This is a genomic window from Mesorhizobium sp. M0077 (genome assembly GCF_040322955.1).
Taxonomy (GTDB): domain Bacteria; phylum Pseudomonadota; class Alphaproteobacteria; order Rhizobiales; family Rhizobiaceae; genus Mesorhizobium.
The window spans coordinates 114,560-137,281 of record NZ_JAMYUL010000011.1 but is presented as its reverse complement, the minus strand read 5'-3'; the positions used below and the strand labels follow the sequence as shown (position 1 = coordinate 137,281).

Here is a 22,722-nt window from a genome sequence, read left to right as displayed (position 1 = left end):
CGCCTCAGCGCAAGGTCTCGACGTATTTCTCGTGGAAGCTGACATAGCCCGGTTCGACGACTTTGAGATGGCGCTCGATCAGCTGATGGAAGGCCGGCAGCTGATGGAAGGGCACGCCGGGATAGGCGTGGTGCTCGGCGTGATACGGCATGTTCCAGGCGACTTTGCGCACCAGCCAGTTGGTCAGCGTGGTGCGGGTGTTTTCCAGCATGTTGGCGACAAGCGGGCAGCGGCCATGCTCGGCCAGCAGATAGAGCCTGAGGAAGGGCTGGCCGAGCAGCGCCGGCACGATCCAGACATAGAGCAGTACACTTGCCTCGAACCACAGGGCTAGCGCGGCGACCACGACATAGAAAGCGATCATGGCGCGGGCTTCAGTGCGCACCTTGGGCAGGCCTTTCGGCGGCACGTAGCTGTCGTGGCAGCGGCCGGTCGCGTTGGCGTAGAGTGTCTGCAAATGACCCCACCACACCGGCAGGCCCGAGACGTGGACGATGTATTGCCGCCTCGTCTCCGGTTTCGGGAAGGCGAGTTCCGGATCGGTCTCTGGATCCTGGGTGAAACGGTGATGGGCGAAGTGGAAATAGCGAAACCAGTCGGCGGGCAGCGCGATCGCCAGGCTGCAGACCCTTGCGGCGGCATCGTTGAGCCACTGCGTCTCGAACGCCGTCCTGTGCACCGTCTCATGCAGCAACGTGAACAGGAAGACGATGAGAATGCCTTGCGGCAACATCAACAGCGGCCAGTACGGCACCTTGGCCGCAATCAGCCCGCCGATAGCCACAATCGCGCCGAGATGGAAGGCGAGTTGGACCAGACCCGGCCCGTCCGACTTGCCGGTCAGGCGGCTGCGCTGCTCATTGGTCAGAGACGCGACGACGTCGCGATGGTCTCTGGGTTCAAACTGGGCCGATACGGTCATGGCGCCAAGCTACTCGAATAAGAAAGCTTTCGAAAAACGAGGATTTCTGCGACATAGATAAGCTTACCTTACTATCGGATAGCCCATGACCGCGCTTCCTTCCCTGAGAGGACTTCAAGCCTTCGGGGCGGCGGCGCGCTCGGGGAGTTTCGCCGCAGCGGCGGATGAGCTCTCGATCGCGGCGGCTGCGGTCAGCCAGCTCATTCGCACCGTCGAGGAGCAGATGGGTCGAAAAGTGTTCCATCGCGTCAACCGCCGCGTGGTGCTGACGGAAACCGGCGTCGAGATGCTGCCCCGGCTGACCCTGGCTTTTCGGGAGATCGGCAGCATCGCGCGTGGCAGCGATGCCTTCCGCCCGCGGCTTGTCGTATCGGTGCCGCCGTCCATGGCGATGGGCTGGCTTTCCGAACGCCTCGCCGGCTTTGTCGCCAGCCACGGCGCCGTCGACATATCCCTGCGCGGCGATGACGATCCGGTGCCGTTCGACCGCGAACTGATCGACATCCGGCTTTCCTTCGGCCCGCACTATCGTGAACACCCGAGCGAGGAGATCGTCAGGGACGCCGTCTACCCCGTCTGCGCGCCAGAACTCACCGCCAAAACCGACAGCCTCGCCGGTCTGCCACTGATTCACACCGACTGGGGACCGACCGGCGCGTCGTTTCCGTCTTGGCGCACATGGTTCGAGGCGGCGGGCATAGAGCCCGGCCGCACAGTGCAGCGCGGCCTGTCGGCGAACTCGTCGCGGGCAGCGCTCGACCTTGCCATTTCAGGGCTGGGCGTGGCGCTGGCGCAAGGCATTTATTGCGCCGGGGCGCTGGAATTGGGCCGTTTGGTCCGGGCTAATGCCCTATCGATCGCGCTGCGTCAGCCCTATTGCCTGACGATCCCGGAACGCAGTGCAAGGCGCGACCTGGTGGCGGCGTTTCGCAATTGGCTGATTGAGGAATGCCGGCGGTCGGTGGGTTCGCCGGTGCTCGGCTGATGGCCCGAGCTGCTCAGAGATGGCCGGCCAGTGCGGCGACCATGTCCTTGTTCGTCGCCACGGGAATGATCTCGAACTCCACCAGGTCAGCCCATTCGATAACCCAGCGCTGCAGCAGCGTGACGTCATCGGCTTCGACCAAAAGGAAGCAGCGGCTCATATCAGCCGCGATCCAGGAGTGGTGCACGACAAGCGCGTCCGGCTTCAATCGGCCGCGCTCGCCGAAACGGCGGTAGATCTCCTTGCGGTCGCAGCCGGTGAAATCCTCGATGACGATGAACTGCATTTTTCCCCCTCGGTTGAATTACCGCCCGGGACGGCAAACTAACGCCCGGGACGGTCCAGCCGCTCCAGGAACCATTGCGTCAGCCGCACCCAGACTTCGTCCTTTTCGCCGGAATCCTCCCAGCCATGGTCGAGGTTCGGGTTGTCGTTGACCTCGATGACGAAGACGCCATCCTTGGTTTCCTTGAGATCGACGCCGTAAAGCCCGTCGCCGATGCAGCGCGCCGCCTTCACCGCGGTGTCGACGACATGCGGCGGCGTCTCTTTTAGCGTGAAGGTCTTGATGCCGCCCTGGTCGGGCTTGCCGCTGGCCTTGTGGTTGACGATCTGCCAGTGTTTTTTCGCCATCAAATAATGCACGGCAAACAGCGGCTGCCCGCCGAGCACGCCGACGCGCCAGTCATATTCGGTCGGGATGAATTTCTGCGCGATCAGAAGATCGGAATCCTCCAGCCACTCGGTGGCGAGCGTCTTCAGTTCTTCGAAGTTGCCGCATTTCTTGACGCCGCGCGAGAACGATGAATCCGGGATCTTCAGCACCAGCGGAAAGCCCAGCGTCTGCGCCGCCAGTTCGAGGTCCGAGATGCCGGCTATCATCACCGTCGGCGGCACCGGCACCTTGTTGTAGGCCATCAGTTCGTTGAGATAGACCTTGTTGGTGCAGCGGATCATCGACAGCGGGTCGTCGATCACCGGCATGCCTTCCTGCTGGGCGCGGCGCGCGAAGCGGTAGGTGTGGTTTGAGATCGAGGTGGTCTCGCGGATGAACAGCGCGTCGTAATTGGCTAGCTTGGCCAAGTCCTTCCTGGTGATCGGCTCGATTTCGACGCCCATCTTTTCGGCGATCTTGGCCCAGTAACGCAGCGAGGAAATCTCCGACGGCGGCAGTTCCTCATGCGGATCGACCAGCGTGGCGAAGGTGTAGCGTGCCGGGGTGCGGCCCTTGGTGTCGCGCCACTCGCGGTTGGTGTACGTCTCGAGCGCCTGCACGAATAAGGCTTCTTCCTCCTCGGCCATCCTGGCCAGCGGCAGGAATCCGATCTTGCGGATCGAAGCCCATTCGGCGCTGTCCTTGATGTGAACCTCAAGCGCCGGAGCGCGGAACCAGTCGAACAAAAGCTTGGCGAAGCGGTCCCAGACCTTCGACGGTCCGATGCCGAAGAAGATGCAGATTTTTTGCGGGAAAACGCCACCGAGATCCTTGCGGCATTTGTTGAGCGCCAGCTCCAGTTCCGGCAGCGCGTGCTCGTAGAGCTTGCGCTCGGACAGGTCGATCATCGTCTCGACCGTCGGGATGACCTTGTGGCCGCGCGAACCGGCGAGCAGAGAGGCATAATAGCCGCGGCTCTGGTAGGCGTAATTGTTCGACAGGTTGATAACCTTCGGCTGCTGGCCGCGAAACAGCGCCGGATGCGCAAGATAGTCACGGTTGGTGATGATCTTGTGCGGCGTCGCCGCCGGGTCGAGATCGTTCTGACGGCCGGTGAGGATGACCCAGGTCATTGTTATCAGCGTTTCCCAAGAGTGATGGCAGCACGCAGTCCGTCGCGGCCGAATTGCGCCATGTTCATGAAGATGCCGTGCGGCACGGGAATGTTGGCGGCATCGAGGATGGTCTCCTGTCTTTCGTCCTCGACCCAGGGATCGTGGATCAGGATGTGGTCGCCATCGTCGCCGATAGCCAGCACCCAATGCGGCACCTTCTTGCCGAACATCAGGAAGCCGCTGATCAGCACCAGCACCAGTTTTCCCTGAGCCAGGGCGCCGCGGATATCGTCGATGGTGAATGGACGGTAATTCACCGGGATGCCGTAAAGTTCCGCGCGGCGGCGAAAGTCCACCTGGGCAAGTTCCATCACCCGGCGCTTGTCGTCGCTGCGCACCGATTGCAAGAACAGCGCGCCATAGAAGGACACGAAGATTTCCGCCGCAAGCCCGCTTTCGTAGCCGGAAACCGCAAGGCCGAAGGGCTCGCAGCCGCCTGGGCCGGACATCATGAACACGGTCGTTGCCTCGCGCCATAGGCGGATTTCCATGACCGGATCGGGCACGAAGCCGGAATCGAAATTGGCCATCGCCATCATCAGGCAGCATGGACCGCAGGTGAACTCGCAGGTCTGCTGGTAGAACGGGACCTTGGTGGCGACCGGAATATCGCCGCGCAAGGTCTTTTCGTAGCGCAGCGCGGTGGCGCCATCCTCGTAATAGTGAGGCTCGCGACCGATCTTGTGGTAGCCGCTCTGCTCATAGATGCCAATGGCGCGAAGATTGTCCTCGCGCACTTCGAGACGCAACATCATGCGGTCGTGCTCGAAGGCAGCTTCTTCGGCCGCTGCAAGCAGCATGCGGCCAATGCCGCGGCCGCTGAAAAACGGGCTGGTGGCAAGCGAATAGAGCCGGGCGACGCCGCTGCCCTTGCGAAACAGCACGATGGCGTAGCCGGCGACACGACCATCGCTTTCGGCGACCAGCATCTCGGCTGTCTCGCGTTCGATCAACAGGCGGAAGGAGCGCCGGGAAATGCGGTCACTGGAAAAGACCGCCTTCTCGATGGCGGCGAGGTCATCGACGTCGGACGCGCGGGCCTTGCGAATCTCGGCAGGCATGCGGGTTTGGAAAACCTCGATTGGGTGGAGGAAAAGGCCGCGGTCAAAAACGTCGCAAACATCAGCCGAAACGCCGATATCCATCAAGCGCTATCGCACTTCGAATAGGGCCGAATTGTGACACTTTCTACCCCGGCGCATTCCCGAAACGGAATGCGCTTAACTGGCGATACCAGCCAGAAGCTGACCGTAGGCCCGCTTGGCGACCGCAGCCAGTTGCTCGCGCGGCAGCGAGCCGACGACGGCGCAGGCATAGCCCTTGTCCAGCCAGTAGACCGCCTCGGGGCCGTCGGCCTCGGCCATGTAGGTGCCCTTGGACTTGGCTGAGGAATCAGCGGTAACGAACAAGGAGATGCGCTGACCCTTGGCGTCCTCGTAAAGCAGCATCGCTGCCTTGCCCTGGCCGGCCGGCAGCAGCCGGCCGCCAACCAGCTGGAAGCCTTCCGCCACCAGATCCGGCGCCACCAGTTTCAGGCCGACGCGGTTGGACAGCCAGGTCTGCAGGTGATCCTTGTCGCTTGCCGGCACTTCCACCGCATGGCGCTGTTCGGCGGCATAGATGACATGGGCGGCGATCGCCTCTTCGGCCAGTTGGTCATCGGCGCCATCTTCCCTGCCGATGCCGTCGATGCCGGCAAAATAGCCGCCAAGACCGCCGATGACGAGCACTGCGGCCGCCGCGGGCGCAAGCCACCAGCGCGACTGCCGCGCCGCCGCCTTGGTCGCGCCTTCACCGCTAACGATCTGCTTGAACAGCACCGGCACGGGCTCGTCGAGCACACCGGCAAAGGCGGCGCGCAACGCGGTGCGGTCGGCGGTGTAGCGGGCGCTTTTGGCCTTCATTTCGGGATTGGCGTCGATCCAGGCGTCGTAGGCGGCGCGCTCGTCGCCCGGCAGCTCGCCGTCGAGAGCCATGTGGATATCGCGTTCGGAAAAATCGCGGCGGGTCATTTCTCGACGATCCTTATCGAGCGACGGCGCGCCGTGTCATCGAGCAGGCTGCGCAGCTCCTCGCGTCCGCGCGCTATGCGCGACATCAGCGTGCCGGCGGGCACGCCGAGAATGTTGGCGGCTTCGGCATAGGAGAATCCTTCGATGGCGACCATGACGAGTGCGGCGCGACGGTCGGGGCTGATCGCCTGCAATGCGTCGATGATCTCGCGCGAGGTGGCGTTCTCCGCCTGCTCGGCGGGGACTGCCTGCGCCTCGTTTGCGTCAAGCGGTAGGATCGCCGCCTCACCGCGCCGGTTCACCTTGCGCATCTGATCGATGAACAAATGATGCATGATCGTAAACAGCCACCTCCGGGGGCTTTCTCCCGTCTGCCAGCTTTCAAGCCGCAAGAGCGCTCGTTCGAGGCAATCCTGGACGAGATCGTCAGCGGATTCGCGGTCGCGCAGAAGCGAGCGTGCGTAGCGGCGCAGGCGCGGTATTTCGCCAAGGATTGCTGCCTTCTTTTCGTCCATGACCGCTGGTTCTGAGGTCGCCCTTGTTTAACCCGATTGAACGCGCCTTCCCGGCGCGGCGCAAGCGGCCAGCGCGAAGCGGTCTGCCGCCCCGGTCACCCAAGCAGTGAGATAACGAGTTGATCGGCTAAATTATTCCCCGCAATCAACAAAAGGGCCGAATTATCCTAAATCGGTCAGTGCGAAATCATGGCCTTTGTACAGCAGTGGAAGATCGCGGCTTTTCGCGCAGGCGTAAGCAAAACAGTCCCCGAGATTCAGATCCGCCTTGTGGCCAACGGCTTTGCCGTAGCGGGCACTCGCGTCAATGGCCCGAGAGCCGATGTTGTCGTCAATGGCCAGACTCTCTCCCATGATCTCCACAATGAACTCATCGATCAGATCGCGGGCATGGAGAAGGGCTTCAGCGCTGGGTCTGCGCGGGCCGGCGCCGGCCCGTGCCAATGCCTGTGTTGCTTCGAAGTGAACCAACGGAGAAACCCAGACCTGCCCGGAAAAACCGGATAGCTGCTTCAGCAATTCCTCCCACCCAGGTTCCTGGTTGAGAATGGCGACGATCACCGACGCGTCGACAAACATCAGTCTTGCCACATCTCGTCGGTGAACTTCTTCATATCGAAATCGGGATTGGGCAGGCCAAGCTTCCTGGCCCTGTCCTGAAGACTGGCGATCCGATCGCGCAGCGGCACCTTCGCCCGATTGCGCTCAAGTTCGTGCACGAGCGCGACCCGCACCGCTTCCGTTTTGCTCGGAGCGTTCGTCTCACGTTGCAATCTGCTGGCCAGCGCATCCACTTCGTCGTCGCGGATATAGAGCGGCATCGAATATCCTCCGTTGGATATTCATATATTCCATCTCGTATATCACTTCAAGTTGCAGCGTTGGCCTCCCTCGCCGCCCGCGTCAGCAGCCGCTGGTAGAACAGGCCGATGCCGATCAGCACGGCGCCAAGACCGATGAAGGACAGCGCCCTGAGCACGCCTTCCAGTTCCGACATGTCGAACAGGAAGACTTTTACCACGGCAATCGCGATCAGCGCCGCCGAGGCAATGCGCAGCACCTGCGACTTCAGCCAGACGCCGGCGGTCAGCAGCACGACGCCGATGATCAGCCAGAGCGCCGAATAGGTGTAGGTCTCAAGCTGCCCGAGGCCGCTCCACAGGCCGATGAACTCGCCCTTGAACACGCGCCTGACCGACAGTGTGGCGTAGGCGAAGACAAGCAATGCCGCCACTACCGCCAGCATCTGCGCATACCATGGCGGCCGCTTGTCCCTGGCATAGAGCGCCAGCCCGGCGGCGGCTATGGCCGGCAACAGGTAAGCCAGGAACAAGAGGTTGAACACCGGGATCTGGCCGGTCGATTCGTCGGTGAACAGCGGATTGAGCACCAGGAAATGCTGGAGGACGATGAAGGCGATCGAGAGCACGCCGGCGGCCATCGAGCCGTAGCGCAGCACAGAGCTTGGCGAGCGCATGTCGATGGCCACCAGTATCGCGCCGGCACCGATGGCGATCAGCGTATAGATCGCCTGTTCGGCGAGCGTCACCGGGCCGGTGTCGATGACGCCGCCATGCATGGCGTGGCGCACCAGCATGGCGACGGTGAGCAGCGCAAACAGGGCTGCACCCGCCTCCATCGCAAGGCGCGGCCGGCCATTGCCAGTTGTTGGTAGTGCGGGGGTGGTACGCGCGAGTTGCCAGGCGGCAAAGCCGAAGGCTAGCGCCGGTACGCCGTATCCCGGCAGCAGCCAGTTGAACACCCGCGTCGTCGTCAGGAACTCGGCGCCGACGATGGTCGGATCGAAGGCGACGCGGCCGAGCACGGCGACGACCGCGCCGACCGAAATCCAGCCAAGCACCGGATAGCTGCGCCACCGCGTCGCCAGCGCCGGCACGATGGCGGCAACGCCGGCAAGAATGGTCGTCCAGCCGGATCCGAAGGCCATGTGCAGCATCAGCAGGCCGGCCAGAGCCGAGCCGCAAAGCGCGAAGGAGACGGCGACGTCGCCCTTGAGCGGCGGCTGTTCGGCGCGCGCAATCCATTCGCCGCCGGCGGCGAAGACGACGACCAGAAGGGCAGCTATCGCTGCGTAGACAAGGTCGCGGTCGAGATTGCCGTAGGCGAGCCACAGCGTCAGCAGAATAAGCAGCGGCGCAGCGACGCCCCATGCCGCCCAGCATGCCGCGCGGACCCGTGCTGAGGCGGCGAAGCGGCGTGCGGCCCAGAAGCCGGCGCCGATGAAAACCAGGCCGAGGCCAATGCCGATGCGCAGCGTCAACGGATTTCCGGCCGCCACCGGCATGCCGTCAAAGCCGATATTCCCCTGGGTTATGTCGGAGCCGATGGTGGTGGGCGGAATGATGCCGAGATGGATCATCACGCTCACCACGCCGGCGGCATGCAGCAGCGGCAGCGCGCGCGGCCGGTAGAGTGCGGTGGCGACAAGGGCGACGAGGATGAAGGCGCCCGGCAAGGCGCCGCCGGCGGCGACCAGCGTCGTGTCGACGGACAGGCCTAGCGCTGAAAACGCAACGAAAACGCCTGGCACGATCGAGGGCCAGTCGAAGCCGGTCTTCGCCGTCTCCGCTTCGCTGTCACGTGTGCCCAGCCAGACAAAGGCAAGCACCGCCAGCGTCACCGCGTCGATGAACAGGATGACGGCAAGGTCGGCGACGAGCGTGCTCATCATGTAGACGATGGTCCAGGCGCCGGTGCCGAAGAAGGCGGCCGCGATCAGAAATTTCCAGTCGCGTATGCGGGCGATCATGGCTGTGGCGGCAAGCACGATCGCGAGATAAACGAACAGCGCCCAGGGGTTGGGCGCCTGCGATGACACAAGCGCCGGGGTCGCCATCGAGCCGACGAGACCGATGCCGGCCAGGGCCTGGCCGTGGACGAGGGCGGCGACAATGGTCGCCACGCCGATGGCGCCGAGCACGGTGAAGGCGAAGGCCGGCCCGACGAAACCGTAAATGGCATGCGCGGCATAGACCGTACCGAACAGGATGAAGGCGCCGGCAGCCGTCAGGATCGCCGGAATATAGGCGCCTGCAGCCCCTTGCACCGGCACCTTGAAGCCGGTGCGGCGGATGAACTCGCCGCCGCCGATCAGCACCAGGCCGAGCAGCGCCGCCAGGGACAGCCGTACTTCGGGGCCGAAAATGCCGGCCTCGATGGTGTAGCGGATCAGGAACAGGCCGCCCAAAGCCAATGCGACGCCGCCGACCCAGACCGCCCAACGGGTGCCGAGCGCGGTTTCGACCTCGGACTGGCGAGCTGCCTTCGCCGTGGCGGCATGCGCGGATCCGGTGAATGCCGCCTTGGCTGCAGGCGACAGCTCTGGCACGGCCTCGCTGGTGGCCGCTTCGGCTTCGGCGGCCGGTGCCTGGGCATGTGCCGCGTCGGCTGTTGTTGGCGAAGCTATGTTGGCAACTGGTGCGCTAGCGTGAGCGGCATCCGCCGGTGCGCTTGCAGCCTGCTCGACCGGTTTGGTAACGGGCGGTGTCGTATGCACGCCGGACAGAACCAGGCTGCGCAGCGCTCCGAGCTCGCGCTCGATCAGACTGACGCGGCCCTGCTGGCGCAAGACGAGGACAAAAAGCACGATAACGACGACGGCGCCAATCAGGCTTTCAAACATGGCGGTTCCCCCAAACCAGGCCAGTTTTCACTGACAATTGCGGCGGCCACACGGCCACCCCAGACGGCTATTCAAGTCACGCCACCGCAATGGTGCCGAAAAGAAGTTATCGAGCATGTTTCGTCGGCAACTTCCAGCGGCCTACGGTCTTTATCCTCATCCATCATCTGAGATAGCCAGGAATGGCATGCCGCCGCCACTTGCCCAGGAGCCATGCTATCCTCGGATGAACTGTGAGGAAATCGAATGCCGAAACGAAGTGCAGGGCTGCTGATCCACCGAACAAGGGCCGGCATTCTCGAATTTCTGCTCGTCCATCCCGGCGGCCCGTTCTGGGCAAGGAAGGATGAAGGCGCTTGGTCGATCCCCAAGGGCCTCGTCGAGGACAATGAAGATGAGTTGGCCGCCGCCCGGCGCGAGGCTGGGGAAGAACTCGGAGTCAGCATCGAGGGTGATTTCGAGCCTGTCGGCAGCTATCGGCAAGCCGGCGGCAAGATCGTCATCGCCTGGAGTGTCGAAGCCGATTTCGATCCCGATGCCGTTAAAAGCAACATGTTCACGATGGAATGGCCGCCCAGGTCAGGCGTGACGAGGGAATTTCCCGAAATCGACAGGGCCGGCTGGTTTTCCTTCGCCGAGGCCAGCCTCAAGATCCTCGGCGGTCAGCGCGCCATCCTCGATGATTTCATGGAGCATCGCAAAGCCGGCTGAGGCTCTTGCCCTACGAGTACCGCCACCCTAACGCTCCCCACAAGGGGGAGGGAATGCTGCCGCATGCAGCTTGTGGTGTGAACCTGGACGGTTTGCGGAGGTCAGCACCCACCGAGTCTCCCTCCCCCTTCTGGCGCAGCGTCTGCCGTAAGGGCGGCCTTGCCGCCCGAATGATGCTTGCGCAAGGCGGCGAGGAAGCCGGCACGGGCATCGGGCTGTTCGATGCCGCGCGGCTCGTAGACATGGCGGGTGAAAAAGAAACCGGTCAGATGGAAGGCGTCCTCGAGTGCCGCGTGGTCCGCCCGCAAGCCGGAGCCGCGCCGCAGGAAGGCCGGCAGCGCCAGCATCTTGTCGCGCCACGGCGCACCGGCGGCTCGCGACACGGCACGGCCGGATTTCGGCGAGACATAGGCCAGATCCTGCCTGGCGCCCGTCGCCGCGCATTGGCTGAGATCGAGGCCGAAGCCGAGTTCGTCGAGGATGAGCAGTTCGAAGCGCGCCACCAGTTCGCCGGCGGCATCCGAATCGTCCAGATGGGCGATCATCACGGCAAGCGTCTCATACAGGCCGCCATGGGCGTCGCGCTCCGGCAGGAGCCTGAGATGCGCGGCCATGGTCTGCAGGCCGTAGACGGCGACTGCGCTGTCCATCAACCGGGCGGCATTCATCTCGATCGCCTCGGCCTGGAAGGTGCCGAGATGCTCGTCGAGGCGTGCCCGCCACAAAAGGTCGACGCGGTTGCCGGGCTGCAGCACCGGCTGCTGCTTGCGCGAGCGCCCGCCGCGCACCAGGCCGAGATGGCGGCCATGCGCACGCGTCATTACCTCGAGAATGGCGCTGGTTTCGCCATGCTTGCGGGTGCCGAGTATGATTCCCTCGTCGCGCCATTCCATGGCAGGAGCTTGTCACCGGTTGCGTGGCGAAATCAAGATTTTGGCGCACCGCGTGCGATCTGTGCTGACATTGGATCCCCACACATCGTCGAAAGGCTCTGATCACACGAATTCCCGGTGATCGGCCAGGACGTCGTCGATGACGCGGCGCGATCGCTCGGCTTCGGCTTGGTTGGCGTCGTGTCCGGCAACGGTGATCAGCGCCTTCCACAGCGTCCAGCCGCGGCCGCGCGCCCAGGTCGCTTCATCGACGTCGATGGCAGCCCGGAATGCCTCCCGGCTCTCGCCCTGGAAGAATGTCCAGGCGATCGCCAGGTCGCAGGATGGATCGCCGATGCCGGAGGTGCCGAAGTCGATGACGGCGCTCAGGCGGCCGTTTTGGACCAGAAGGTTGCCCCAGGCGACGTCGCCGTGAAACCAGACGGGCGACCCTTGCCAGGTGGCGGCAAGGGCCGCATCCCAGACAGCGGTGGCCGCCTGGGTGTCGATCTGCCCCTCCAGCGCCTGGAGTGCTTCCCTTGTCTGGTTGTCATACACGCTCAGCGATCCGCCGCGGAAGAAATTGTGCTGGCCCGCGGGCGGCCCGCCCGCCGGATCGATCCGCCGGAGCGCAATGAGGAACTTGGCCAGATCGACCGCGAACTGTGGGCGATCGGCGATTTCGGCGGTCTTGGCTGTTTCGCCGTCGATCCAGCGGTAGACGGACCAATGCCAGGGGTAGCCCTCCCCGGGCTCGCCCATCGTCAGTGGAACCGGGATCGGCAGCGGCAGAAGCGGCGCCAGCGTGGGCAGCCAGCGGTGCTCTTTTTCGACCTGCAAGGCATATGGTGCGGCACTCGGCAGCCGCAGAGTCATATCATTGCCGAGGTGGAAGGTTCGGTTGTCCCAACCGCCAAACGTCACCGGGCTCACCGGCAGATGCCGCCATTGCGGAAACTGCGCGTTGACCAGCCGGCGCACGAGATCGGTATCGATGGTCGGTTTTGGATCAGGCATGTCATCGTCTCAAACTGCCGGGGCGGCATTTCTAGACGATGAAGCTCAATGGGGAAACTCAAGCCCCATCTCACGGTAGCGTTCGGGGTCGTCGCCCCAGTTTTCACGCACTTTGACGAACAAGAACAGGTGCACTTTCTGCTCGAGAATGCCGGCTATTTCCATGCGCGCCGACTGGCCGATGGCGCGGATCGTCTCGCCCTTATGGCCGAGCACGATCTTCTTCTGGCTGTCGCGCTCGACATAGATGGTCTGGTCGATGCGCACCGAACCGTCCGGTTTCTCTTCCCATTTCTCGGTCTCGATATGCGAGGAATAGGGCAACTCCTGATGCAGCCGCAGATACAGTTTCTCGCGGGTGATCTCGGCGGCCAGCTGGCGCATCGGCAGGTCCGAGATCTGGTCTTCCGGATAGTACCAGGGGCCGACCGGCAGCGCTTGCGCGAGATAGTCGAGCAAATCCTTGCAGCCGGAGCCGGTCAGCGCCGAGACCATGAAGGTGCGCTTGAACGGCACCTTTTCGTTTGCTGCCGCGGCCAGGGCCAGCAGCGCCTCGTGCTTGACCCGATCGACCTTGTTGAGGATCAACACCATCGGTTGGCGGACGTCCTTCAGCCGCTCGAGGATGGCGTCGGCGTCACCCCTGATGCCGCGCTCGGCATCGATCAGCAGCAACACGATATCGGCGTCCTTGGCGCCACCCCAGGCGGTGGTCACCATGGCGGTGTCGAGCCGGCGCTTCGGCTTGAAGATGCCGGGCGTGTCGACAAAGACGATCTGCGCATTGTCATGCGTGGCGATGCCGCGCACGATGGCGCGGGTGGTCTGCACCTTGTGGGTGACGATCGACACCTTGGCGCCGACCAGCTGGTTGACCAGCGTCGACTTGCCGGCATTGGGCGCCCCGATCAGGGCAACGAAACCGGAATGCGTGGCCTCCGCTGCCGGAGGGAGATCTTCGCTGCCGGTCATGCCGCACTCCCTTGGTTGGCCCAGATGCCCTCGCGCATAAGAAACGCCGATGCCGCCGCTTCTTCGGCTGCGCGGCGAGAGCCGCCCGTGCCGCTTGCCGGCGCAAAACCGCCGACCTTCACGGACACCGTGAAAACCGGTTGATGTTCAGGTCCCTCGCGTTTCTCGATCGCGTATTCGGGCCTGACATCGCTGGTCTTGGCGATCCATTCCTGCAGGTCGGATTTCGGATTGGGCGGCTTGGCCACCACCTTTTGCGAGCGCGGCTCCCAGTAACGCAGGACGAATTGCCTTGCGGCATCGAGGCCGCCGTCGATATAGACCGCCGCGATCAGCGCCTCGACCGCATCCGCCAGATAGTTTCCGCCCGAGCCGCGCGAGCGCGCCTTCAAGGCAGCGTCGGCCCGAACCAGATCTTCGAGCTGCATTTCAATGCCGATCTCGGAGCATGTCCGCGCATCGACCAGGGCATTGAAGCGCGGGGCGATTTCACCTTCCGGCGCCTCAGGAAACTTTTCGAAAAGCAGGTCGGCAACGATCAGGCCGAGCACGCGGTCGCCAAGGAATTCGAGGCGCTGGTTGTTGCTGCTCGCCTTGACCGCACTGGAATGGGTCAGCGCGGTCTCGAGCAAACGGACGTCCCGGAAGGAATGGCCGGTTTTGGCTGTCACCAAATCGGCCAGAGTTTCACCCGTCGGGCGCTTCAAAGCCATCAATTCACGAAATGGAACAGGCGCGACAGGCGCACGAGCGACGGCCATTTCCAGATCTCGAGGGGGCTCGCCTTCCCGGCGATCGAGAAGAAGACGATGTTGGCGCGGCCGACAAGGTTCTCCGCCGGCACGTAGCCGACGCTGAGGCGGCTGTCGGAGGAATTGTCGCGGTTGTCGCCCATCATGAAATAGTTGCCGGGGGGCACGACGAACTCGCGGGTGTTGTCGGTGATCGAATTCGGTGTCAGGTCGAGCGTGTCGTAGCTGACACCGTTGGGCAGGGTCTCGCGATAGACGTCGACCGGCTCAGGCACTTCCGTGATATCAGGATTTTGGATCTGGCCGGTTTTCACACGAGGCACGCCCTGGCCGTTGATGAACAATTGGCCGTCCTTCATCTGGATCTTGTCGCCGGGCAGGCCGACGACGCGCTTGATGTAGTCGAGCGACGGATCCGGCGGGAACTTGAAGACCACCACGTCGCCGCGCTTCGGATCGGAACCCCAGATGCGGCCGGAAAAGATGTCGGGGCCGAATGGCAGCGAATAGCGCGAGAAGCCGTAGGACCATTTGGTGACGAACAGATAGTCGCCTTCGAGCAAGGTCGGCCGCATAGAGCCGGACGGAATCGAGAAGGGCTGGAACAACAAGGTGCGGATGACCATGGCCAGCAGCAAAGCCTGGATGATGACGCTGACGATTTCGCCAAGCCCGCCGGATTTCTTCTCGGATTTTTCAGCCACGCTCATGTCGTCCTCGATTGTGCGTTGGATGGTATAGAGTCTCGGCGCGCGCTGGGCAACGTCAAGTCGGCGTTAGATAGCGGTCGTCTGATGCAATCAATGTGGCGCTTGTTCGGCGGGCAACGCCTCGATGATCACAAAGGCTTGAGCAAGCGGGAAATCATCGGTGATTGTGAGGTGGATCGCCGCTCTGTGCCCCTGTGGCAGGATTTTGGCCAGCCGTGCCGCCGCTCCCCCGGTCAGCGCCATGGTCGGCGCGCCGCTGGGCAGGTTGGCGACCCCCATGTCGCGCCAGAACACGCCCTGCGCCAGGCCGGTGCCAAGCGCCTTGGCGCAGGCCTCCTTGGCGGCGAAGCGCTTGGCATAGGAGGCGGCGCGGCCCTTGCGGCCTTCCGAGCGGACCTGTTCGACCTCGGTGTAGATGCGCTGGATGAAGCGCTGACCATGCCGTTCCAGCGACTTTTCGATGCGTCTGATGTCGATCAGGTCGCTGCCGATGCCGATGATCATTCCGCCGGAACTTCCCGTCCGCGGTGCCCGGCCTTATGCGCCCGCTCTGCCATGCGCTTCCTGCGCTGCTCGCGAAAGGCTGTCATCCCCCAGCGGGTGATGCCGTAGAAGATCAGCCCGAAGATCAGGCCGAGCGGCACAGCGCCGATCAGCATCGGCTCGAGCACCGGGTGCCACAGTTTTGCAAACGACAGCGTGTGCATCATCTCACCAAGATGCGCAGGCGGTCCGTTCTTGGGCAGGCGTTCATGCAGGATCAGCTTGCCGACTTCCCAGGACGCTCCCCACAGCAGCGGGAAAGTCAGCGGATTGCCGAAGAATACCGCGCCGAGGGCGGCGGCCACCAGATTGCCGGCGACCACCCAGCAGAGCACGGCGGCGACGGCGAAATGGAAGCCGAGCGGAAAGAAGGAGGCGAAAACGCCGGCCGCGACGCCGGCCGCGACCGCATGCGGTGTCGCCTTCAGCCGCAGGATGCGCTTGGAGAAATATTGCAACGAGCGCGAAAACGAGCGGCGCGGCCACAGATAGGTACGCACCCGCTCCAGAATGCCATCAGGCTTTCGGCGTCGAAAAAGCACTCTGTTCCAGTTCCCGGTTCATCACGCCCAAATTGCAACCATCCCTGGCCGGGCGCGGTCGCTCCATCTTGCGCTTCGAGGGCGCAGAAAGGCAACAACGACTTTGATATAGCGACTGCCTTGCGGCGGAACAATGAAACGCCGCCGCGATGGTCTGCCGCAGGCGGGTAACAAGAGCGCCATTGGGGCGAAACTGAGGACAATATCGATGAAAGCTCCCTGACGACGGCAATGTCCGCGCGAAGACGACGCCGAGGCGGATAGACTATTCCCGATATTCGCTGACTTCGACCAGATTGCCGTCCGGGTCGCGGAAATAGACCGACATCATTGCGCCGCGGGCACCGGTGCGCTCGACCGGACCGACTTCTATCGCCACGCCATTGGCTTCGAGGCTGGCACAAATCTCGGCAAGCGGTCTTGCGGCGACCAGGCAGAAGTCGCTGGCCCCAGGCGTCGGCGCCTTGGCCTTAGGCTCGAAGGTGCGGCCCACCTGATGCAGATTGATCTTCTGCGATCCGAACAGCAACGCCGTCGGCCGGTTCGGCTCGTCGAGGCGCTTGAGGCCAAGCACCCTCTGGTAGAAGGCGCAGCTGTCCTCCACAGAGCGGACCGTCAGCACGAAATGATCGATGCCGGCGATCATGGTGATGTCCCCTAGATGTTGCGGCTTCCTGGCTTAACGGCGGGAATGGCGGCAAGTTCCGGCGGCAGGCGGTCGGCGGGATAGGCCGGGACCTCGTATTCGGCAAGCGCGATCAGCGGCACGCCGACATTGGTCTTGCCGGCCGAGCGGTCGATGATGCAGGCCGCCGCCACCACCTCGGCGCCAATCGCGCGCAGGCAGTCGATGGTTTCGCGGATCGAGAGACCAGTGGTGACGATGTCCTCCACGATGACGACGCGCGATCCCGGCGCGATCTCGAAGCGGCGCAGCCTGAACTCGCCGCCTTCGCGCTCCACCCAGATTGCTGGCACACCGAGATGGCGCGACGTCTCATAGGCCGGGATCAGGCCGCCGATCGCCGGGCCGACGACGTAGTCGATCTTGCCCGGCACCGCCTTGCGGATCTTTTCGGCCAGCGCCTTGCAAAGCCGCTCGGTCTTATCGGCATGCATGAAGACGCGCGCCTTCTGCAGGAAGACCGGGCTGCGCAGACCCGACGTCAGGATGAAATGTCCCTCCAGAACAGCGCCCGCCTCGCGGAAGATGCCCAGAACTTCGTCGGTATTCATAACTCGCCCCATGTCCATGGTGAATGGTGAATGGTGAATGGTGAATGGTGAATGGTGAATGGTAGTGAGAACGCCTTCTTTCACTATTCACTATTCACTATTCACCCATTCACACGCCGCGCATCGCTGACGCTCGAATTGTCCTTGAGCTGCGACAGCAGCCGGTTGAGGTGCTTCAGATCCCAGACTTCGAGATCGATCAGCATTTCGGTGAAGTCGGGCGCGGTGCGCACCATCGACAGCGTATGAATGTTGGCGTCGTTGGAGGCAACGACCTGGGCGATATCGGCGAGCGAGCCCGGCGCGTTGATGGCGGTGACCGAGACGCGCGCCGGAAAGCGCTCCTTGGTCTGCTCGTCAATGTCCCAGCGCACGTCGATCCAGCGCTCCGGCTGGTCGTCGAAGGCCTGCAGCGCCGGCGACTGGATGGGATAGATGGTGATGCCGGTGCCCGGCTGGACAATGCCGACGATGCGGTCGCCTGGCACGGCCCCTTCCGGCGCGAAACGCACCGGCAGGTCGCCGCGCACGCCGCGGATCGGCACCGCGCCATCGCGCGGCTGGTCCTTGTCCTTGCGCGCGGCTCGTGTGCCGGGCATCTGGAACAGCATGCCGGCGGCGTTGCGGATCTTCGACCAGCCCTCCTCGCGCTGCTTGGGGGCGCTGACGGTGACGCGCTCGTCCTTGTAGTCTGGGAAGACCGCCTTCATGACGTCGGTCGAGGCAAGTTCGCCGCGCCCGACCGAGGCCAGCACATCCTCGATGTCCTTGCGCGCCAGCCGGTGCAGCACCGGCTTCAGGCTTTCCTTGGTGAAGGTCTTGCCGGCGCGTTCGAAGGCGCGCTCGAGAATGCGGGCACCAAGACCTGAATATTGCTTGCGAATGGCGTTCTTGGTGGCGCGGCGGATGGCTGAGCGCGCCTTGCCGGTGACCACCACCGACTCCCAGGCCGCCGGCGGCACTTGCGCCTTGGAGCGGATGATCTCGACCTCGTCGCCGTTCTTCAGTTCCGTCATTAGCGGCATGATGCGGCCGTTGACCTTGGCACCGACGCAGGTGTCGCCGACATCGGTGTGCACGGCATAGGCGAAGTCGATGGGCGTGGCGCCGCGCGGCAGCGCAATCAGCATGCCTTTCGGCGTGAAGCAGAATACCTGGTCCTGGAACAGCTCCAGCTTGGTATTTTCGAGGAAGTCTTCCGGGTTGTCGCCTTCTGCCAGTTGCTCGATGGTGCGCCGCAGCCAGGCATAGGCGTTGGTCTCCTTCGAGATCGCATGGGCGGCGCCGTTCGTCTTGCCGCCGGTGTCCTTGTAGATCGAATGGGCGGCGACGCCATATTCGGCGATCTTGTTCATCTCGCGGGTGCGGATCTGCAGTTCGACGCGCTGGCGCGACGGGCCGACAATGGTGGTGTGGATCGAACGGTAGTCGTTCTGCTTGGGCGTAGAAATGTAATCCTTGAAGCGGCCAGGCACCATCGACCATGTGGTGTGGATGGCGCCGAGCGCGCGGTAACAGTCTTCGACGCTGTCGACGACGACGCGGAAGCCGAAAATGTCCGAGAGCTGCTCGAAGGACAGCGCCTTGGCCTCCATCTTGCGGAACACCGACCACGGCTTCTTCTGCCGGCTCTTCACCCCGGCATTGATGGCATGCTTCTCGAACAGCGCCGACAGCGCCTTTTCGATGTCGGTCAGCACACCCTTGTTGCGCTCGAATATCTCGGCAAGCCGCGCGGTGACGGCGCGGTAGGCTTCCGGATTGATGAAGCGGAAGGCGATCTCTTCCAGTTCCTCGCGCATGCCTTGCATGCCCATGCGCCCGGCCAGCGGCGCGTAGATGTCCATCGTCTCCTCGGCGATGCGCAGGCGCTTGGCCTCGGGCATGTGGTCGAGGGTGCGCATGTTGTGCAAACGGTCGGCGAGCTTGACCAGCAGAACGCGGACATCCTCCGAGATGGCCAGCAACAGCTTGCGCAGGTTTTCCGCCTGCTCGGCCTTCTTGGAGACGAGATCGAGCTTCTTCAGCTTGGTCAGGCCTTCGACCAGCTTGCCCATTTCGGGGCCGAACAGATCGTCGATCTCGGCCCGCGTCGCGGTGGTGTCCTCGATCGTGTCGTGCAGCAAGGCGACAGCGATCGTCGCCTCATCCATGTGCATTTCGGTGAGGATGGCGGCGACTTCGAGCGGATGCGAGAAATAGGGATCGCCGGAAGCGCGCTTCTGGTGGCCATGCTTCTGCATGGCGTAGACATAGGCCTTGTTGAGCAACGCCTCATTGACGTCAGGCTTGTAGCGCGCAACGCGCTCGACAAGCTCATACTGACGCATCATGGGCGGGTTCTCACGGTGCTGAAATGATTGATGCGCCGCACTGATGTACGGCGCATCTCATAGATAGCCACGAAACACACGGGACGGAAGTGCCGGAACGATATTCCCGGCAGGTCCAGGGCAGCGATTAGTAGTCGTCGCTCTTTTCCGGGGGAACCAGGCCCTCGATGCCGGCCAAAAGGTCTTCCTCGGTCATGCGATCGAAGGTGACGTTTTCTTCGGCGTCGTCGGCATCGGTAGCTGCAACTGCGTTGCCGGTCTGGTCGGCGATCGCCTCGCCGTCGGCCTCGGGCTCGTCGACCTCGACATGCTTCTGCAGCGAGTGGATCAGATCTTCCTTGAGGTCGTCGGGCGACAGCGTCTCGTCGGCGATCTCGCGCAGCGCTACGACCGGGTTCTTGTCGTTGTCGCGGGGCACGGTGATCGGCGCGCCCTGGCTGATCTGGCGGGCGCGATGGCCGGCAAGCAGCACGAGCTCGAAGCGGTTGTCGACCTTGTCGATGCAGTCTTCAACGGTTACGCGGGCCATTGATTGCCCCTTTCATGCCTGGATTTGATGGAAAACAGGCGCGGTCCATAACCCGAACGCCGCCAAAATACAAGCATTATGGCTCTGTGGCCCCATGGGCTGGCGAATGCCAGCTTCTGGCGCCGCTGAATGCCTTGCCGGCGAAGCCCGCCTACCGGGCGACGACACGGCTCCGATCACAATTGCTTGCAGTGCGCCCCGGCACCCTTGGATTGCCGTCAAACTGGCGCTATCTCGGTTGACGAAAGGTCAGCCGGTTTATTTACGAGCCGAGCGATATAAACGACCCATTTCGATTAGTCCGCCACCTATTTCGAAAAAGGAATATTGCCATGTTCGACCCCCGTGAAAAAATCGCTCTTTTCATAGACGGCGCCAATCTCTACGCCACCTCGCGCGCACTCGGCTTCGACATAGACTACCGCAAACTGCTGTCCAGCTTCCAGAAGCGCGGCTATTTGCTGCGGGCCTATTACTACACCGCTCTGGTCGAGGATCAGGAATACTCTTCGATCCGTCCCCTGATCGACTGGCTCGACTATAATGGCTTCAAGGTGGTGACCAAGCCGGCCAAGGAGTTCACCGACTCGACCGGCCGCCGCAAGATCAAGGGCAATATGGACATCGAACTGACCGTCGATGCGCTCGAACTTGCCGATGTCGTCGACCACTATGTCATCTTCTCCGGCGACGGCGATTTCCGCACACTGGTCGAAGCGCTGCAGCGGCGCGGCCGCAAGGTCTCGATCGTCTCCACCATGGCCTCGCAACCACCGATGATCTCGGACGATCTGCGCCGCCAGGCCGACCATTTCATCGATTTGACCTCGCTGAAGAACGAGGTCGGCCGCGATCCCTCCGAACGGCCGGTGCGCAGGCCCGAGCCGGCCGAAGTCGAAGAGGAAGACTATTGATGGCGGCGGCCTTGGACGCCGCTCCCGAACCCGACCGCGACTGCCCCCTCTGCCCACGCCTGCATGATTTCATCGCAGACTGGCGGCAGCGCGAGCCGTCGTGGTTCAACGCGCCGGTGCCGACCTTCCTGCCGCCTGATGGCGAGGACGCCGTCGAGCTGCTGATCGTCGGGCTGGCGCCCGGCCTGCGCGGCGCCAACCGCACCGGGCGGCCGTTTACCGGCGACTATGCCGGCGACCTGCTCTACTCCACGATGATCGCTCACGGTTTTGCCCGCGGCGAGTTCAAGGCGCGGCCGGATGATGGGTTGCAGCTGGTCGGCACCGCGATCACCAATGCGGTGCGCTGCGTGCCGCCTGAAAACAAGCCGGTCGGCGCCGAGATCGCCACTTGCCGCAGCTTTCTGGTGCCGACGATTGCACGCTTTCCCAAACTGCGCGCCGTGCTGGCGCTGGGCTCCATCGCCCACCAGTCGACCGTCAGGGCGCTGGGCCAGCGCGTCGCCGCCTATCCGTTCAAGCACGGCGGTCAGTTGCCGGCCGGCGGCGTCACGCTGTTTTCCAGCTATCACTGCTCGCGCTACAACACAAACACCGGTGTTTTGACCGAACCCATGTTTGTCAAGGTATTCAGCGACATCGCCGCCTTCCTGCGCAATTAACGCCTTCAGAACCCCGCCAGCACGATCTTGCCCTTGGTTTGCCCGGGCGCGGATGACGAAGCTTGCCGAAAGAAGCTGGCTGAGTTGTTTGCCGCGCCTTGACCTGGCGTGCTCGACCGGCGCGAGATTGGAACCAAACATCGCGGCGCTGATCGGCCCTACCCAGCGTTCCGGCCAGTCTGCGCGCTAACGAAGGTCGGTTTCAGACCGAGCGCTTCCGGGACTTTCATGATTGTCGCAATTCCGGCTTCCCGTCGCCGCTCAAGGCTTTGGAGAGCGCCTGTCTCGTCATGCCTGCCTTCCTGCCCGCCCTGCAGTACGTTCAGATCGACATCGCCGACGATGCCGTCGACGCGGCCCATATTGTGGTACTGCCAGTAGATCCAGTCGTTGCGACCTGGCTCCAGGAGCAACGAGCGACGCCAGAGCGGGCGAACGTCGATTTTCCCGGCATAGGCGTCCTCAGCCTCGTCGGTCAGGTAGATGATCGCCGGCTTGCCGAACGCAGCTTCAACCGGTCCGAGGAAGGCCTGGAGTTCCGCGCTCAGCTGTTCCGGCGACGGGCGTTGCGGGCAGTTGCCGCCGAATTCGATGTCGACGACCGGTGGCAGCAGTGGCTGGTCGTGCGGCACCACCGCGATGAAATTTTTCGCCTGGTCGGCGCCCGGCCGGCAGAAGGTGAAGAAGTGATAGGCGCCGACGGCGAGGCCGGCCGCGCGCGCCTCGCGCAGATTCTTGGCGAAGGCATCGTCGACATGGTCGCCGCCCTCGGTCGCCTTGATGACCGCGAAGGCGACATCGTCGGCGGCAACGCGGCGCCAGTCGATCTCACCCTGATGATGGGAAACGTCGATACCCCTGACCGGATAGCTGTCACGATCCGGCGAGAAGGTCCGGAAATAGAAGAAGCCGCCTGCCGCGACGAGGCCGGCAAAGACCAGACTGGCCGCACCCCAGAGGATGATCCGGTTCTTCAAACCTTTCCCCATCGTGTGTCGCTGCTGCAGCTGTTCGAAACTTGA

General features: G+C 63.3%; 25 protein-coding genes. 4 read left to right on the top strand and 21 right to left on the bottom strand.

All coding sequences use genetic code 11. From position 1 onward, the window contains the following. Nucleotides 1-4: 4 nt before the first annotated feature. Nucleotides 5-922, bottom strand: coding sequence for a fatty acid desaturase family protein (locus NKJ57_RS21210; RefSeq protein ID WP_352512316.1), 918 nt, complete (start codon nt 920-922; stop codon nt 5-7). Between the two features lie 85 nt (nt 923-1,007). Between NKJ57_RS21210 and NKJ57_RS21205 the strand changes: the two genes are divergently transcribed. Then, nucleotides 1,008-1,907: a LysR substrate-binding domain-containing protein gene (locus NKJ57_RS21205; RefSeq protein WP_352512318.1), complete on the top strand. Its 900-nt coding sequence runs from the start codon at nt 1,008-1,010 to the stop codon at nt 1,905-1,907. A 13-nt stretch (nt 1,908-1,920) separates the two neighbouring features. On the opposite strand, the gene NKJ57_RS21200 is transcribed toward NKJ57_RS21205, so the two are convergent. The 8 genes from NKJ57_RS21200 to NKJ57_RS21165 all read right to left on the bottom strand — a co-directional run bounded on the left by NKJ57_RS21200 (nt 1,921) and on the right by NKJ57_RS21165 (nt 9,907). After that, nucleotides 1,921-2,193, bottom strand: coding sequence for a DUF3303 domain-containing protein (locus NKJ57_RS21200; protein WP_352512320.1), 273 nt, complete (start codon nt 2,191-2,193; stop codon nt 1,921-1,923). Nucleotides 2,194-2,231: 38 nt separating this feature from the next. After that, nucleotides 2,232-3,695 (bottom strand): RimK family ATP-grasp domain-containing protein, encoded by a 1,464-nt coding sequence (locus NKJ57_RS21195; RefSeq protein ID WP_352512321.1) that lies wholly within the window; start codon nt 3,693-3,695, stop codon nt 2,232-2,234. 5 nt (nt 3,696-3,700) lie between these two features. Then, nucleotides 3,701-4,798 (bottom strand): peptidase C39 family protein, encoded by a 1,098-nt coding sequence (locus NKJ57_RS21190; protein ID WP_352512323.1) that lies wholly within the window; start codon nt 4,796-4,798, stop codon nt 3,701-3,703. A gap of 159 nt (nt 4,799-4,957) precedes the next feature. Then, nucleotides 4,958-5,749 carry an anti-sigma factor family protein gene (locus NKJ57_RS21185; RefSeq protein ID WP_023709777.1) on the bottom strand — a complete coding sequence of 264 codons (792 nt, stop codon included), beginning with the start codon at nt 5,747-5,749 and terminating at the stop codon, nt 4,958-4,960. Beyond that, nucleotides 5,746-6,264, bottom strand: a complete 519-nt coding sequence (locus NKJ57_RS21180) for a sigma-70 family RNA polymerase sigma factor (protein ID WP_352512324.1) — start codon at nt 6,262-6,264, stop codon at nt 5,746-5,748. Before NKJ57_RS21180 ends, NKJ57_RS21185 begins: the two co-directional genes overlap by 4 nt. A 162-nt stretch (nt 6,265-6,426) precedes the next feature. Continuing rightward, nucleotides 6,427-6,843, bottom strand: a complete 417-nt coding sequence (locus tag NKJ57_RS21175; RefSeq protein WP_023692861.1) for a type II toxin-antitoxin system VapC family toxin — start codon at nt 6,841-6,843, stop codon at nt 6,427-6,429. Beyond that, nucleotides 6,843-7,085, bottom strand: a complete 243-nt coding sequence (locus tag NKJ57_RS21170) for a type II toxin-antitoxin system VapB family antitoxin (RefSeq protein WP_023705392.1) — start codon at nt 7,083-7,085, stop codon at nt 6,843-6,845. The genes NKJ57_RS21175 and NKJ57_RS21170 overlap by 1 nt, the downstream gene beginning before the upstream one ends. Nucleotides 7,086-7,132: 47 nt before the next feature. Continuing rightward, nucleotides 7,133-9,907 (bottom strand): DUF2339 domain-containing protein, encoded by a 2,775-nt coding sequence (locus NKJ57_RS21165; protein ID WP_352512326.1) that lies wholly within the window; start codon nt 9,905-9,907, stop codon nt 7,133-7,135. Between the two features lie 246 nt (nt 9,908-10,153). Between NKJ57_RS21165 and NKJ57_RS21160 the strand changes: the two genes are divergently transcribed. Beyond that, complete coding sequence (locus tag NKJ57_RS21160) at nt 10,154-10,618, top strand: NUDIX hydrolase (protein WP_023687287.1); 465 nt, start codon at nt 10,154-10,156, stop codon at nt 10,616-10,618. Nucleotides 10,619-10,719: 101 nt separating this feature from the next. Here the strand turns inward: NKJ57_RS21160 and recO are convergent, their stop codons facing one another. From recO to rpoZ, 11 genes are all read right to left on the bottom strand, one after another. After that, the gene (gene recO / locus NKJ57_RS21155) at nt 10,720-11,511 is read right to left on the bottom strand and encodes a DNA repair protein RecO (RefSeq protein ID WP_352512328.1); all 792 of its coding nucleotides are present in this window, start codon (nt 11,509-11,511) and stop codon (nt 10,720-10,722) included. A 102-nt stretch (nt 11,512-11,613) separates the two neighbouring features. Continuing rightward, nucleotides 11,614-12,507, bottom strand: a complete 894-nt coding sequence (locus NKJ57_RS21150) for an aminoglycoside phosphotransferase family protein (RefSeq protein WP_352512330.1) — start codon at nt 12,505-12,507, stop codon at nt 11,614-11,616. A gap of 45 nt (nt 12,508-12,552) precedes the next feature. Next, nucleotides 12,553-13,479, bottom strand: coding sequence for a GTPase Era (era, locus tag NKJ57_RS21145; RefSeq protein WP_023670243.1), 927 nt, complete (start codon nt 13,477-13,479; stop codon nt 12,553-12,555). Further along, nucleotides 13,476-14,192: a ribonuclease III gene (gene rnc, locus NKJ57_RS21140; protein ID WP_023692856.1), complete on the bottom strand. Its 717-nt coding sequence runs from the start codon at nt 14,190-14,192 to the stop codon at nt 13,476-13,478. The genes era and rnc overlap by 4 nt, the downstream gene beginning before the upstream one ends. Beyond that, nucleotides 14,192-14,941 (bottom strand): signal peptidase I, encoded by a 750-nt coding sequence (lepB, locus tag NKJ57_RS21135; RefSeq protein ID WP_023670241.1) that lies wholly within the window; start codon nt 14,939-14,941, stop codon nt 14,192-14,194. The genes rnc and lepB overlap by 1 nt, the downstream gene beginning before the upstream one ends. Nucleotides 14,942-15,031: 90 nt before the next feature. Next, on the bottom strand, nt 15,032-15,445 hold the full coding sequence (acpS, locus tag NKJ57_RS21130; RefSeq protein ID WP_023670240.1) for a holo-ACP synthase: 414 nt from the start codon (nt 15,443-15,445) through the stop codon (nt 15,032-15,034). Further along, entirely contained in the window at nt 15,442-16,026 is a 585-nt protein-coding gene (locus tag NKJ57_RS21125; protein WP_023670239.1) for a DUF2062 domain-containing protein, read from the bottom strand. The genes acpS and NKJ57_RS21125 overlap by 4 nt, the downstream gene beginning before the upstream one ends. Nucleotides 16,027-16,291: 265 nt before the next feature. Further along, a complete protein-coding gene (locus NKJ57_RS21120) occupies nt 16,292-16,672 on the bottom strand; it encodes a VOC family protein (protein WP_352512332.1) in 381 nt (126 codons plus the stop codon). 11 nt (nt 16,673-16,683) lie between these two features. Continuing rightward, a complete protein-coding gene (pyrE, locus tag NKJ57_RS21115; protein WP_023687283.1) occupies nt 16,684-17,262 on the bottom strand; it encodes an orotate phosphoribosyltransferase in 579 nt (192 codons plus the stop codon). A 101-nt stretch (nt 17,263-17,363) separates the two neighbouring features. Continuing rightward, nucleotides 17,364-19,595: a RelA/SpoT family protein gene (locus tag NKJ57_RS21110; protein WP_023670236.1), complete on the bottom strand. Its 2,232-nt coding sequence runs from the start codon at nt 19,593-19,595 to the stop codon at nt 17,364-17,366. 127 nt (nt 19,596-19,722) lie between these two features. Further along, nucleotides 19,723-20,124 carry a DNA-directed RNA polymerase subunit omega gene (rpoZ, locus tag NKJ57_RS21105; RefSeq protein ID WP_023670235.1) on the bottom strand — a complete coding sequence of 134 codons (402 nt, stop codon included), beginning with the start codon at nt 20,122-20,124 and terminating at the stop codon, nt 19,723-19,725. 332 nt (nt 20,125-20,456) lie between these two features. On the opposite strand from rpoZ, the gene NKJ57_RS21100 reads away from it, so the two are divergent. Together NKJ57_RS21100 and NKJ57_RS21095 are read left to right on the top strand one after the other, a co-directional pair. Continuing rightward, nucleotides 20,457-21,038, top strand: a complete 582-nt coding sequence (locus tag NKJ57_RS21100) for a LabA-like NYN domain-containing protein (RefSeq protein WP_023670234.1) — start codon at nt 20,457-20,459, stop codon at nt 21,036-21,038. Then, complete coding sequence (locus tag NKJ57_RS21095) at nt 21,038-21,700, top strand: uracil-DNA glycosylase (RefSeq protein WP_352512333.1); 663 nt, start codon at nt 21,038-21,040, stop codon at nt 21,698-21,700. Before NKJ57_RS21100 ends, NKJ57_RS21095 begins: the two co-directional genes overlap by 1 nt. Before the next feature lie 158 nt (nt 21,701-21,858). Here the strand turns inward: NKJ57_RS21095 and NKJ57_RS21090 are convergent, their stop codons facing one another. Beyond that, a complete protein-coding gene (locus tag NKJ57_RS21090) occupies nt 21,859-22,677 on the bottom strand; it encodes a glycoside hydrolase family 25 protein (protein WP_502902051.1) in 819 nt (272 codons plus the stop codon). Nucleotides 22,678-22,722: the final 45 nt, after the last annotated feature.